Source organism: Texas Phoenix palm phytoplasma (assembly GCF_005774685.2).
GTDB lineage: Bacteria > Bacillota_I > Bacilli_A > Acholeplasmatales > Acholeplasmataceae > Phytoplasma.
In genome coordinates this window covers 116,126-131,430 of the sequence record NZ_VBRA02000009.1, presented here as the reverse complement: position 1 = coordinate 131,430, position 15,305 = coordinate 116,126, and the positions used below count along the sequence as shown (strand labels likewise).

Below are 15,305 nucleotides of genomic sequence, written 5' to 3'. Positions count from 1 at the left end.
ATCGTTATTTTTTATTTTTTTATTCTTGCTTAATTATTTTGAAACATTATTATGGTTGATATTATTTGTTTTATTAATATTTAATGCATTTTTTTCATTAGAAGAATTTCTACATTTATTACCTTCAATAACTGCATCAGCCACAATAGAAGCTATTAATTTTACGCCTTTTATAGCATCATTATTAGCAGGAATAATATAATCCACTAAATCAGGATCGCAATTACTATCAACAATACCAAAAACTTTAATATTCAATTTACGAGCCTCTTTAATAGCGATGAAATCTTTTTGAATATCAACAACAAAAATAGCTTTAGGCAAACTATCCATTTCTTTAATTCCGCCTAAAAATTTTTCTAATTTTTCTCTTTGCTTTTTCAATTTAACAACTTCTTTTTTTGTTAATTGATTCCAAAAACCTTCTTCTTCTTGTTTATATAATTCCTTTAAAAAATTAATTCTTTTTAAAATAGTTTGAAAATTAGTAAAAATACCTCCTAACCATCTTTGAATAATATAATATTGATTACATCTCGTTGCTTCTTGTTTTATAATTTCTTGAATTTGTTTTTTAGTTCCTAAAAATAAAATTTTTTCACCATCAGCAGCAATTTGAACAATTTGTTTATAAGCAACGTCAATAAAAACAATAGTTTTTTTTAAGTCAATAATATTAATTTTATTTCTAACAACAGGAACACCACCTTCAGTTAAAGAAAAAAGAAAAGGTTTCATTTTATAGTTGCATTTTCTAGCTGCATGTCCAAAATGAATACCTGATTCTAATAATTGTTTTATAGAAACAACAGCCATATTTTAAATATTCTCCTTTTTTTTAATAAACAAATTAAAAAATTAAATTTTATTTTTTATCATTATAAAAAAATTTATTACTTTATTTATTATTTTCTTATATATATTATTTATAATTTTCATATATTTACTATAATTCTTAAATTTCGATTTTAAGATACACCTTTTTTAGTATAACATATTTTATTTTCTTAAAAATTATTATTTAAATGTTTTATTAATTATTTATTAAAACATTTAATTAGTACTACCGAAACCTCCTTTTCTAATTGGTTTTTTATTTTTTATAGAAAATTCATCTTCAGTGAAATAAATATTTTGAAAAATTCCCTGCGCAATTTTTTCGTTTTTTTTAATCAAAACCTTTTGTTTTGAAAAATTATACAAAGGAATAAAAATATGACCTTCATTCTTTTCATTATTATAATAATCACTGTCTATAACTCCTACATTGTTGGCAAGTATTAATCTTTTTTTTATTGATAAAGATGACCTAGCGTAAATTAATAAAACTTTATCATTAGGAAAAAAAGCTTTTACGCCTGTAGGTAACAAAAAAATTTCTTCAGGATTTATCATTACTTCACAAGCAGATTCAAAATCATATCCTGCACTAAACATAGTTTGTCTTTTAGGTAAATTAATATTTTTATCTTTATAAGAACTTACAATTTGAAAAAAAATTTTTTCTTTATTATGCAAAATTATTTCTCCTTATTTTTTTTATAAGAATTTCTAGGATGATTTTCAAAAAATTTATTTTTCAAAAATTTATTAGAAACATAAGTATAAATTTGAGTTGTTTTTAAATTTTTATGTCCTAATAATTCCTGAACAACTCGCAAATCAGCACCATTATTAAGTAAAATAGTAGCAAAAGCATGTCTCAAAATATGAGGTGAAACTTTAAAATTTTCTGAAAAAGAATTACATATTTTATTTAATATTACTCTGATTCCTCTTTGTGTAAGGCATTTTCCTTTAAAATTCAATAATAAAAAATTTTTTTCAATATTTTTATTATCATATTCTTTATTTTTTAATAATAATTTTTCTCTTATATTTTTAATATAAAAAACTAATTTTGTAACTAAATTTTCATGCAAAGGCAAATATCGAGTTTTATTTCCTTTACCGTGTATTAAAATTTGTGAATTAGAAAAAAATATATCTTTGATTTGTAATTTAATTAATTCACTAACTCTTAAACCGCAGCTATATAACAATTCTAATATTAAATAATTTCGAAAACCAAGATTATTTGTAACATCAATAGAATCAAATAATTTTTGAATAACTTCATCAGAAATTACCTTAGGTAATTTTTTATAAACTTTTTTTACTTTAATAGACTTAAAAATATTAAAATTAAAATTATATTTTTCTAATAAAAAATTATAAAAAGTTTTTAAAGAAGAAATTTTTCTCATAATAGAAACATTTTTAAATTTTTTTTCATCATTTAAAAAAGCCAAAAAATAACGAGCTTGATTTTCTTGCGCTAAAGAATCAAAATTAAATAACATATTTTTTTTTAATAAAAAATTTTTAAATTCTTTAATATCGTTAATATAATTAATAATAGTCAAATTAGAATAATTACGTTCAATTTTTAAAAAAATTTCAAATTCACTAATTAAATCAAACAATTAATTCCTACTTTTTATTTTTTTTTAAATTTATAAAATAAATTATTTTAAAAAAATTTTTTTAAAAAAGAAAAAATTTCAAATAAAAAAAATTACATTAAAAAAGTAATTATTTTTTAATGTAATTTTTTTTTTATCCTTTTTATATTTTAATTAAAAAAGAAATGAAAAAAAATTTAACTACTTATTTATTTTACTAAAATATTCTTTAATCATTTGGACATAATTATGTTTCTTTATGTGAATATTATTTCTAATAATATAATGTCGTAAATTTTTAGGAATGAAAACTCTTATGTCATCTTGATTATATCCTATAACAATAGAATTTTTATCATAAATTATAGGTTTTTTACAAATACTAGGATTTTCTATAATAAATCTTTTTATCTGTTTTATTTTTAAGGAAAATAGATCAAATTTTTGCTGTTTAAAAATTCTAGAACGAGTAGAAATTATATTAGTAAAATCAATTTGTTCATGGTCTAAAATAGAATCAATATCAGATTCTTTTAAATTAAATTTATTCAAATTTTTCTCTTTATATTTAACACCATGAATTTCTAACCATTTTTTAGCTTTTTTACAAGAAACACAACGAGCATTAGTATAAATTAAAACCATATATACAACATTATTCCTTATTTTTTTTATATTTTTTAATAAAAATGAATAAAATATAATAAATATATAAATAAAAAACAAATCAAAATTACACTTATTCTAACAAATTTTATTAAAAAAATCAAAAATTAAATAAATAAGTTAGTAAAGTATTTTTTTTCGTTATACAATAAAAATTTATAAAAATACTGAATTTCTATTTTAAAAAATACATCAAAATGCTTCCCGCTACAGCAACATTAAGACTTTCTACTAAATTAGTTTCAATATTTAAAAAAAAATGAGATTTTTTTTTAACTTCTGAAGAAATTCCAGAACCTTCATTACCTACTATTAAAATTCTTTTTGGATTTTTTTTAAAAAAATTTAAATTTAATTTATTTAAATTAATATTTTTTTCATAAACACAAGAACTAAAAATTTTATAAGACTGATTTATTTTTAAATCCAAAAAATTTATAATATCTCCTCTTTCTAAAAATAAATTAAAACAAGCTCCTTGGCTTGCTCTAATAGTTTTTTCATTATAAAAATCTACAGAATTTTTACTAAAAAAAACATGATTAAAATTAAAAGCACAAGCACTTCTTAATAAAACACCAGCATTTTGAGGATTTTGAATTTCATCTAAAACTAAAATATTATTATTTTTATTTTTCAAAGGCATATTACAAATCTTACAAAGAGCTATCTTAAAAGGAGGTGTGCCTATAACATTTAATTCTTTAAATAAAAATTCTTTCATTAAAATACTATTTTCCAAAAAACAAGAAGAATACATTTCAATAACAATATTTCTTTTTAAAGCTTCTTCGATTAAATGTTCTCCATATACTATGAATTCTTGATGTATATCTCGATATTTTTTTAATAAAAGTTTTTTTAATTTTTTAAATTTATAATTTTGTTTAGAAGATATCATTTTTATATTTTCAATTCTTTATAATTTATAAAATTAAAAAAAATAATTTTAAAGTTTTTTTAATTTTATTAATAATATTTTTTTTATTCATAATAATATTTTATGAATAAAATTTTAAAATCATAATTTTTGAATTAAATCAATCAAAAAAATAGCAATAATAAAAGCATTACAAGAAAAAATATACTTAATTATAACACTTTTACGTTCTTTTTCGTTTCTTAAAAAATCTAAATAAAAAGAAATCAAAATCATAATTCCGTCAATACATAATAAAATAGTTTTTAAATTTAACTTAAATTTATTTTGAATATATAAGAATATAACATCCGTTCCACCTGTAGAACAATTATTAGCAAAAATTAAACCACAACCAATTCCCAAAAATATACCTATAATTATTGAATATAAAAACATTTTTAAAAATTTATTATTTTGAATAAAATTAGGAATTTTTTGAATAATAAATTCTCTTTTAATATTGTAATGTTCAAATATTTTAATTAAAAAAGAAAAAGAAAAATTAAATATAACAGTTGACATAAAAAAATTTAAATTACCAATTAAAAAACCAAATAACAAAATAATTAAAATACGAAAAACAATAATACTATTATTATTACTAAAAAAATATTCTTGCTTCTTTTTTTTCGTCTTATAAAAAAAAATTTTATCCAAAAAAATCAAATTACTTTCTAATCCGCCAACAATAAAATTTTCAGGTAAAACAAAAAAATAAACTCCAAAAACAAGTAAAAAAAAACCAATAAAAATTATAAATATTTTTTTTAACCAAAAAAAACGATATATTGGAATTAAATAATTTAAAAACATTATTATTAGAAAAAAAATAAAAAAAAATAAAAATATAAAATATGATTTTATTTTTTTTGAAATTTTCATTTATTGCATTATCCTTAATAATTTTTTATTTTTTTATTTTTTGACAAAACAAAAAAATTTATATTTCATAAAAAAATTTTTATAAAAAATAATATTTTTACTATAATTTATTTAAAAAAGAAAACATTTTGCGTTTATAAACTTCTACGCCTGGTTGATCAAAAGGATTAACATTAAATAAAAAAGAAGACATAGCGCAAGATTTTTGAAAAAAATAAAACAAATAACCTAAATTATATTCATTTTTTTTATCTATTTGTATTTCTATATTAGGAACAAATCCCTCAATATGAGATTGTTTTACAGATTTAATAATTGTTTGATTTATTAAAGAAAAATTTTTGCCAGATAAAAAATTAAGATTATCTAATTCATTAGTAATATTTGGTATTATGCAATCTTTTTCAATTTCTTTTATATTTAAAATAGTTTCAAACATTATTTTATTTCCTTCTTGAATAAATTGCCCTAAGGAATGTAAATCAGAAGTATAATTCAAAGAACCTACAAAAATACCTTGTTCTTTTTTGCCTTCTGATTCAGCAAATAATTGTTTCCACCATTCTGAGAAAAAAAATAATTGATCGTCATAATTAACTAATAATTCTATTTTTTTATTGAGTTTGCTATATAAACAATATCTAGCGATTGCATATTGATAAGCTAAATTTTTTTGAACATCATTAATACAAAAATCATTATAAGCAGCTTTAGCTCCCTTTAATAAATAATCAATATTCAAACCAGCAAATACAAAAGGCAATAAACCTACTGAAGTTAAAACACTATATCTACCGCCAATAGATTCTGGAATAACAAACCTATCATAACCTTCTAATAAAGACATTTGATATAAATTACCTTTTTTAGAATCTGTCGTAATAAAAATACGTTTTTTTACTTCTTCGGATATAACATATTTCATTTCTAATTTTTGTTTTAAAATTCTAAAAGCGATAGCTGGTTCTAAAGTAGTACCAGATTTTGAAATGACATTAATAGCCCATTCTTTATCACTTAAATATTCAATTAAATTAGATAAATAATTTCCTGATAATTGATAACCAGCAAAAATAATTTCAGGTTTTCTTTTTGAAAAAGGTTTTTTTAAAAATTCTATACCAGCTTTAGCGCCTAAATAAGAACCACCTATTCCTATAACAACTAGAACATCTAAATGAGAATTTTTTTTTTTCAATTCTTTAATTTTTTTAATTTCTTGTTCATCTTTATAAAGAGGTAAATTTAGCCATCCTAAAAAATTTGTATATTCAGATTTTTTTTTACAATGTAACAAATTATGAATTTTATTTATAGCCGGTTTTAATTTTATTTTTTCTTTTTCAAAGTCAAAAAAATTTAAAATACCTTTAAAATCAATTTTAAAAGACATAAAAATGAAACCTCATAAAATATTCTAAAACAATAATTTTATTATTGTTAATTATTAAATTATTTTTTATTAAATAAACAACTATATTATATATTATATAAAAAATATAAAAAAATATAAAAAAAAACAACCTTTCATTTATTTAGGTTATTCATTAAACAAAGAAAAAAGATACATAATTAAAAACATTAAAATAAAAAATTTTCAAAAAAATTATAAAAAATAAAATATCTTGCTAAGATATAAAAAATTATTATACAAAAAATATAATTTTATTTTTACATTAAGATATTTAATAAAAATCATAAAAATTATGTTAATTAAATTAAAATATTATAATTATTAGGTTTTTAGTAATTTTATATAATATCATTATTAAAAAATTATTAATTTATTTCGAAACTACCTCTTGACAATATTTTTAAATTTTAACTTCTTCAAAAGAATTAGCAAAAGATAAAAATATTGACAACAAATAGAACAAAAAAATTAATAATTGTAATAATGATAATATAATAACAAAATGATTATAAATTAATATCACTAATTAATATAAAAATTAAAGATCTTCTGTTTGCATTAGATAGAAAAATTTAGAAATTTTAATAAGAAAAAAGAATAAATTTAATTTTAATAAAAAAATTTTTAATTTATTTTTTTTTCTTTATTTGAAAAATGAATAATAAAAAAGTAATTATTAAAACAAATAAATTACTTATTAAAATGCTTAATCCGAAACTACTAGGTTTACCACTTAAAAAGGAAAATAAAGAAATTTGATTAAAAATAAATAAACAAAATAAACGACAAATAATACGCAAAATATTCATAAATAAAACAAAATTAACTTTTTTATAAAAAGAAGTCATATATGTTAACATATTAGAAGCCCAAACAGAAGTAAATAAAGATGTAGTTTCAAAATAAAGAATAACCTGAAAAGCATTTATTTTGGAAAAAGATAATTTATCTTTTTTATATAAAAAGTACATAATATCTTGACCAAAAAAATGACTAGTCATAAAACCTAAAATTCCTATACAAAAAGTTATAATTAAAACAACATAAAAAATTTTAAAGGATTGTTTATAATTTTTCGTTCCAGCACATTTACTAATCATAACTGATTGAGCTTCATCAAAAGCACTAGAAATAGAATAACAAATACCATTAACACCTGCAATTAATCCTATAACAGACATAATATCGGAATCATTACCATAATAACTAGAAGATAAGCTATTAACCCATACTTTTCCCATAGAATAAGTAGCTTTTCCAATGCATAAAATAATTGTTAATTTAAAAATTTCTTTAATTATTTTTTTAGAAAAAGATATATTTTTAATTTCAATTCTTAAATTATTTTCCTTACTAAACATAAAATAAAAAGCCATAATAGTAATAATTAAATTAGAAATTAAAGTAGAAAAAGATAAATGTGAAATAGTAATTTTTTCTTTAAAATATATACCTAAAAAATAAGAAATTACTATTTTTGTAAATATTATTAAAATATTTAAAAATAAAACAAACTTTTTATTGCCTTTAATTCTTTCTAAACTAATAAAAATAGAATTAATTATAACACAAAGAAAAGAAAACAACATTACATTATAATATTGAGCGCCTTTTATTAAAATATCTTTAGACATACGAGCTATTTTTAATATTATAAAATTTCTGCCAAAGAAAAAAATAAAAAACAAAAACAAACCTATAAAAACAGAAATTAAAAAAATCAAAGAAGCATATTGTCGAGATTTATTTATATTTTTACTATATTCTCTAGAAATTAATACAACAGAAACAGTTCCTAAACAAGAAGAAATAATTATAAAAGTTTTTTGAAATTGTAATAATTGAGCTAAATTACTAGAAAAAGAATTACCAACTTTATAACGTGCTATTATGAAATGATCTACAGAATCTTGTAAATTCTGAAATAATAAATAAATAGCTATAGGGAAAGCAATTATAAATAAATTTTTAAAAATATAATTTTTTGAATTCATTGAATTATTATTTTTTTCCATAAAAACATTTTTTTCTAAAAATTGAAAATTTTTTAAAAAAATTTATTAAAAATAGAATATAAATTTTCTATTTTCTTTTTATTTTTAAAAATTTCCTCAAAAGAAAAATTCCTTATTCTATTATTTTGAATACATATTCCACAATTATGAATATTTTTATTTAATAATTCAACAGAATAACTTCCCATTTTAGTTGCTAAAATAAAATCTTCTGCTGTAGGTTTACCTCCTCTTTGTATATGACCTAATACTTGAGTTCTACATTCATAACCACTAGATTTTTCTATATCTTGAGCTAATTCATAAATATTCATTATTCCTTCAGTAATTATTAAATTAACTATATTATTTCCATTATTGAAAAAACTTTTTACTTTTTCTAATATTTTATTTTTAGAAATTAAATTTTCTCTAGTAATAATTAATTCACAAGAAGAAGCAATTCCACCGTATAAAGTTAAATGTCCTTCATATCTTCCCATAGTTTCTATAATCATACATCTTTTATGAGATTGAGCAGTATCTTTTAATTTAAGAACTAATTCCATAATAGTATTAATGGCTGTACTAAATCCAATAGAAAAATCATTTTTTGGAATATCATTATCTATTGTACCAGGCAAAGCTATGCATTTTATATTTGATTTTTCAAAAACCATAGCACCTTTATAAGAACCATTTCCTCCAATAATAATTAATTTTTCTATTTTATTTTTTTTTAAATTTCCTAAAGATTGTTTAACTTTATTGGGATCAGTCATTAAAGACATACATCGAGAAGTTCCTAAAATAGTACCCCCTTTATTACCAATATTAAAAACTAATTCTTTATTTAAAGGAATAATTTTATTTTCATATATACCTTTAAATCCATCTTGAATACCATATACTTCATAACCATAATAAATACTATTATAAACTATAGCTTTTATAGCGGCATTCATACCTGGAGAATCACCGCCAGAAGTTAAAACAGCTACTTTTTTGTTAAACATTGATTTTTATTAATTCCTTTACAAATTCATTTCATTAAAAAAAATAAAATTATAAAAAATATACCTAATATTAATATCTATAAACAGAACCTAATGCAAATAATTTTTCCTTCATTAATTTTTTAATAGCTAAACAACCAGGAAAAAATAATTTTCTCGGATCAAAACCTTTTTCTAAAATATCTAAATCTTTTTTTGATTCAATATAATTTCTAATTGCTTTAGCAAAAGATATTTGAAATTCAGTATTAAAATTAATTTTCACAATTCCTAATTCAATAGATTTTTTTAACATTTTTTCGGAAATTCCTGAACCTCCATGTAAAACTAAAGAAACAGAAGAAGTTTCTTTCTTTATTTCATTTAAAAGTTGAAAATTAATACCTTCCCAATCAGAAGAATAAATTCCATGAGAATTATTAATTCCAACAGATAATAAATCTATTCCTGTTTCAGACATAAGCTTACAAGCTAAAGGTTCAGCTAAAGAATTATTATTTTGAAAACTAAAATTTTGTTCTTCTTCATCTCCAATATTTCCTATTTCAGATTCAACTAAAACTCCTTTTAAATTAGCATATTTAACAATTTGTTTAGTTTTTTTTAAATTTTCTTCTAATTTGTATTTACTACCAGCAAACATAACAGAATTAAATCCTATATCAATAGCCTTAAAAGAAGATTCGAATGTTCCATGATCTAAATGCAAAATAACTGGAATAGTAATATTATAAAATATAATCATTTCTTTTATTAAATTAAAAACACACTTAAATCCTCCCATGTAATCAATAGAATTTTCAGTAAAACCTAAAATAATAGGTGATTTTAGTTCTTGTGCTGTTTGTAAAACTGACTTTGCCCATTCTAAATTATTAATATTAATTTGCGCTATTGCATAATTTTTTTCTTTAGCATCTAAAATTATTTTTTTATTGAAATTTATCATATACTATACTACTGTATAAATCATCTTCTTTCGATATTTGTAAAATAAAAATAACAAAAAATTAATTAATTATTTGTTCTTGTAAAAAATAAAAAATGTTTAAATTTTTATAAATTTTAAAAAAAGATAATTTATAAACTGAAAAATTATTCAAAAATTTATAAAAAATAAATCAAATTTAAAAATAAAATTTTAATAATATAATATAATTGTAATATAATATGATACCAAAAAAAATATAAAAAATTTTGTTAAAAAAATATTTTTTATATATATAAAAAAAACATAATTATGAAACAACATAATAATAAAAAAATAAAATATTATGTATTAATTTTATTTTTTTTAAAAAAATAAAATAATTATAAATAAAAAATAATTTTGTAAAAATAACAGTAAATTCATATAAAAATGATTAAATTGAACAAATATTATGATATAATTATTATATATAGGTTTATATTATTTAAGTATATTAAAACAAGAAAAATTTTATTTCAAAACTATAATTTTAAGAAAAAAGAGGTTAATATTTTTACAAATGCCAAAAAACAACAATTATAATGCCGACAGTATACAAATTTTAGAAGGACTAGAAGCTGTAAGAATAAGACCTGGAATGTATATAGGTTCCACTTCTGAAAAAGGATTATATCATCTAGTATGGGAAATTATTGATAATTCTATAGATGAAGCTTTAGCTGGTTTTGCTGATGAAATTATTTTAGAAATATTTCCAAGAAATATTATTCGTATTTCTGACAATGGAAGAGGAATACCAATAGATATTCATCCTAAAACTAATAAACCAGCGGTGGAAACAATTTTAACTACTTTACACGCAGGAGGAAAATTTGATAATTCATCTTATAAAGTTTCTGGAGGACTTCACGGAGTTGGAGCTTCTGTAGTAAATGCTTTATCTTCTAGTTTTGAAGTTGAAATTAATTTAAATAATAAAAAATATTATCAAAAATATGAAAAAGGAATTCCCAAAACTAATTTAAAAGTAATAGGAACGACAAAGCAAAAAGGAACTACAATAACTTTTGAACCTGACAGTGAAATATTTAAAGAATTAGAAAACTTTTCTTATCGTTTTGATATTTTAAAAAACAGAATTCAACAATTAGCTTTTTTAAATAGAAACATTAAATTAAATATTATTGATAAAAGAATAACTCCTAATAAAATCTTTAATTTTTATTATCAAGGCGGAATTCAAGAGTATCTTGATTATTTAAACGAAAACAAAAAAATTTTAAATAAAAAAATTTATCAAGAATATAATAATGATAATATTTTTTTTGAAATTGCTTTTCAATATTCTGAAGTTTATTCCACTAACATTTATTCATTTGTTAATAATATTCCTACACATGAAGGAGGTACACACGAAGAAGGTTTTAAAATGGCATTAAATAGAATTTTAACCAAATACGCAAAAGATAAAAATATTCTAAAAAAAGAAATGAGTTTTATAGGAGAAGATACTTTAGAAGGTATAACAGCTATTATTTCACTAAGACATCATAACCCTTCATTCGAAGGACAAACAAAAGCTAAATTAGGAAACTCAGAAATAAGAACATTAATTTCAAAAATATTTGGAGAATTCTTAGAAAGATATTTGTTAGAAAATCCTCAAGAATCAAAGAAAATAGTAGAAAAATGTTTATTAGCAGTAAAAGCGCGTATAGCCGCTAAAAAAGCAAGAGAAATGACTAGAAGAAAATCTCCATTAGATTCTTTAGGTTTTGCTTCTAAACTAGCTGATTGTTATATCAAAGATCCTGCTTTATCAGAATTATATATTGTAGAAGGTGATTCAGCAGGAGGTTCGGCAAAACAAGGAAGAGATTCCAAATTTCAAGCAATTTTACCATTAAAAGGTAAAATAATAAATGTAGAAAAATCCAGACTAGAAAAAACTTTAAGTAATAAAGAAATTATTTCGCTAATACAAGCAATAGGAACAGGAATACATAAAGAATTTAATTTAAGTAAAGCGCGTTATGGACGTATCATTATAATGACAGATGCAGATGTAGATGGAGCTCATATAAGAACATTACTTTTAACTTTCTTTTTTAGAAATTTAAAGCCATTAATAGAACAAGGTTATATATTTTTTGCAAATCCTCCTTTATATAAAGTTCAACAAAACAAAAAAATAAAATATTTATTTAATGAAGAAAGTCTAAAAAAATTTTTAGAAAAAAACAAACAAAATAAATTTTATTTACAAAGATATAAAGGATTAGGCGAAATGAATCCAGAACAATTATGGGACACTACAATGAATCCAGAAACTAGAACCTTATTACAAGTTAAATTAGAAGATGCTGCAGAAGCGGATAGAACTTTTAATATGTTAATGGGAGATGAAGTATCTTCAAGAAAAATATTTATTCAAGAAAATGCTATATACGCAGATATAGATATTTAATTTTTTAGTTTTTTAATTATTTATAACATAAAGAAAAAGGCGATTTAAAATGTCAGAAAAAATAAAAAAAAACAATTCTTTAAATAATATAGATAACCAAAATAATATCAATAACAATTTAGGTATTATAAAAAAAATAAATATTAACGAAGAAATGAAAAAATCATTTTTAAGCTATGCAATGAGTGTTATAGTTTCTAGAGCTTTACCTGATATTGTAGATGGTTTAAAACCCGTTCAAAGAAGAATTTTATATGGAATGAAAGAATTAGGCATTATAGCTTCTAGTCAATATAAAAAATCCGCTAGAATAGTAGGAGATGTAATAGGTAAATTTCATCCACATGGCGATAGTAGTGTTTACGAAGCAATGGTAAGAATGGCGCAAAATTTTAATTTTCGTTATGTATTAATACAAGGTCATGGTAATTTTGGGTCAATTGATGGAGATTCTGCCGCTGCTATGCGTTATACTGAAGTAAGAATGTCAAAATTGGCTATGGAATTAATTAGAGAAATAGATCAAAATACTGTTGATTTTGTTAATAATTACGATGAAAGTGAAAAGGAACCAACAATTCTTCCCACTAGTTTCCCAAATCTTTTAATTAATGGTTGTTCTGGTATTGCTGTAGGTATGGCAACAAATATTCCTCCACATAATTTAGGAGAAGTTATAGACGCTTTAATAGCTTATATAAATAATAAAAATATAGATACAAAAGAATTATTAAAATATATTAAAGGTCCAGATTTTCCTACAGGCGGAGAACTTTCTGGATTAAATAATTTACATGAAGCTTATGAAACAGGAAGAGGAAGGGTTTATATTAGCGCTAAAACTAATATTGTTTTGAACGATAAAAATAAATATTCTATAATAATAACAGAAATTCCTTACCAAATTAAAAAAAGCTTATTAATAGAAAAAATAGTATCCTTAGCGAAAGAAAAAATTATAGACGGAATTACAGATTTAAGAGATGAATCCTCGAACAGAAAAGGCATTCGTATAGTTATAGATCTAAGAAAAGATATAAATCCAAAAGTTTTTTTAAATAAATTATATAAATACTCACAAATAAGAACATCTTTTAGTTTTAATATGATTGCTTTAATAAATAAAACACCTCAATTAGTAAATTTAAAAACAATATTAAAAGAATTTTTTTCATTTAGAATTAATGTAATAAACAGACAAAAAAAATTCGAATTAACAAAAGCAGAAAACAAAAAACATTTAATAGGAGCTTCAGTAAAAGTTTTAAACGATATAGATAACGCTATAAAATTAATTAAACATTCTAAAGATACTAAAACTGCTCAATTAAAATTAATGGAAAATTATAATTTTGATGAAGTTCAAAGCAAATATATTTTAGACATGAGTTTGCAAAAAATAACTAGCTTAGAAATGGAAAAAATAAAAAAAGAAGAACAAAATTTGTTATTACAAATAAAAGAATTTAAAAGCATTATTGAGTCTCAAGAAAAAAAAGAAAAAATATTAAAAAAAGATTTATTAAGAATAAAAAAATTATTTAATGATGAAAGAAAAACTATTTTAAATAAAGAAAATAGCATAGACATACAAGAAGAAGATTTAATTAAAGAAGAACGCATTTTAATAACTATTACAAATAAAGGATATGCAAAAAGATTAAATTTAGATACTTACAAAAAACAAAATAGAGGTGGAAAAGGTGTTAGTGGAATTAAAATTAACGAAAATGATTTTGTAGAACATTTCGTTATAACCTCTACTCATGATTATCAATTATTTTTTACAAATAAAGGAAAAGTGTATCAATTAAAGGGTTATCAAATACCTTTGTGTTCAAGACAATCAAAAGGAATTCCTTTAATTAACTTAATTTTCTTAGAAGAAGGAGAATTCGTAACTTCTTTAACAAGTGTTAAAAATTTTAAACAAGTAAATGATTTCTTGGTATTAATAACTAAAAAAGGATTAATAAAAAGAAATTTAATTAAAGATTACGAAAATATAAGAAATAATGGTAAAAGAGCATTTGTTTTAAAAAAAGATGATGAAGTTTTATCTGTTTTAAAAACTTCAGGTAAACAAGAAATTATTTTAGCTGCTTCTAACGGAAAAGCAATTCGTTTTAATGAAAATTCTATTAGAAAAACTACAAGAATGGGTTCAGGAGTTATAGGAATGAGATTGGAAGAAAACGATAGTATAGTTGGTTCTTCTATTGTTTCTTCAGAAAAACAAGATATATTAGTTGTAACTGAATTCGGATATGGCAAAAAAACTAAAATTAATGAATACAAAAAACAAAAAAGAGGAGGAAAAGGTACTAAAACTTTAAAAATAACTTCAAAAAATGGTAAATTAGTAACTTTAAAAACAGTTTTATCAGACGAAGAATTAATATTAATTTCTGATAGAGGAAAAGTTATTAGAATAGAAATGAACAAAATACGCACTACTAAATCTAAAATAGCTCAAGGAAATATATTATTTAAATTAGATACAAATGATAAATTAGTTAATGTTGTAATAGTAAAAAAAGAAGAAGAAGGAATTAATAATATATAAATA

The 15,305-nt window shown here is 20.4% G+C and carries 12 protein-coding genes; 2 read left to right on the top strand and 10 right to left on the bottom strand.

The features are described from left to right. Positions 1–33 precede the first annotated feature (33 nt). The 10 genes from rpsB to FEF22_RS01705 all read right to left on the bottom strand — a co-directional run bounded on the left by rpsB (position 34) and on the right by FEF22_RS01705 (position 10,287). The gene (gene rpsB / locus FEF22_RS01750; protein WP_138108066.1) at positions 34–816 is read right to left on the bottom strand and encodes a 30S ribosomal protein S2; all 783 of its coding nucleotides are present in this window, start codon (positions 814–816) and stop codon (positions 34–36) included. Positions 817–1,053: 237 nt separating this feature from the next. Continuing rightward, positions 1,054–1,518: a dUTP diphosphatase gene (locus FEF22_RS01745; RefSeq protein WP_138108065.1), complete on the bottom strand. Its 465-nt coding sequence runs from the start codon at positions 1,516–1,518 to the stop codon at positions 1,054–1,056. A 2-nt stretch (positions 1,519–1,520) separates the two neighbouring features. After that, a complete protein-coding gene (locus FEF22_RS01740) occupies positions 1,521–2,465 on the bottom strand; it encodes a tyrosine-type recombinase/integrase (protein ID WP_138108064.1) in 945 nt (314 codons plus the stop codon). A 180-nt stretch (positions 2,466–2,645) separates the two neighbouring features. Then, positions 2,646–3,089 carry a Spx/MgsR family RNA polymerase-binding regulatory protein gene (locus FEF22_RS01735; RefSeq protein ID WP_138108063.1) on the bottom strand — a complete coding sequence of 148 codons (444 nt, stop codon included), beginning with the start codon at positions 3,087–3,089 and terminating at the stop codon, positions 2,646–2,648. A gap of 196 nt (positions 3,090–3,285) precedes the next feature. Further along, positions 3,286–4,011: a TrmH family RNA methyltransferase gene (locus FEF22_RS01730; RefSeq protein WP_138108062.1), complete on the bottom strand. Its 726-nt coding sequence runs from the start codon at positions 4,009–4,011 to the stop codon at positions 3,286–3,288. Between the two features lie 120 nt (positions 4,012–4,131). Beyond that, a complete protein-coding gene (locus FEF22_RS01725; protein WP_138108061.1) occupies positions 4,132–4,914 on the bottom strand; it encodes a YitT family protein in 783 nt (260 codons plus the stop codon). Between the two features lie 100 nt (positions 4,915–5,014). Then, entirely contained in the window at positions 5,015–6,307 is a 1,293-nt protein-coding gene (locus FEF22_RS01720) for a glucose-6-phosphate isomerase (protein ID WP_138108060.1), read from the bottom strand. 650 nt (positions 6,308–6,957) lie between these two features. Continuing rightward, positions 6,958–8,343: an MATE family efflux transporter gene (locus FEF22_RS01715; protein ID WP_138108059.1), complete on the bottom strand. Its 1,386-nt coding sequence runs from the start codon at positions 8,341–8,343 to the stop codon at positions 6,958–6,960. A 32-nt stretch (positions 8,344–8,375) separates the two neighbouring features. Beyond that, positions 8,376–9,338, bottom strand: a complete 963-nt coding sequence (locus FEF22_RS01710) for an ATP-dependent 6-phosphofructokinase (protein ID WP_138108058.1) — start codon at positions 9,336–9,338, stop codon at positions 8,376–8,378. Positions 9,339–9,408: 70 nt separating this feature from the next. Beyond that, the gene (locus FEF22_RS01705; protein ID WP_138108057.1) at positions 9,409–10,287 is read right to left on the bottom strand and encodes a class II fructose-bisphosphate aldolase; all 879 of its coding nucleotides are present in this window, start codon (positions 10,285–10,287) and stop codon (positions 9,409–9,411) included. Between the two features lie 541 nt (positions 10,288–10,828). Here FEF22_RS01705 and gyrB point away from each other — a divergent pair. Next, complete coding sequence (gyrB, locus tag FEF22_RS01700) at positions 10,829–12,736, top strand: DNA topoisomerase (ATP-hydrolyzing) subunit B (RefSeq protein WP_138108056.1); 1,908 nt, start codon at positions 10,829–10,831, stop codon at positions 12,734–12,736. Positions 12,737–12,785: 49 nt separating this feature from the next. Further along, entirely contained in the window at positions 12,786–15,302 is a 2,517-nt protein-coding gene (gene gyrA, locus FEF22_RS01695; RefSeq protein ID WP_138108055.1) for a DNA gyrase subunit A, read from the top strand. Positions 15,303–15,305 lie beyond the last annotated feature (3 nt).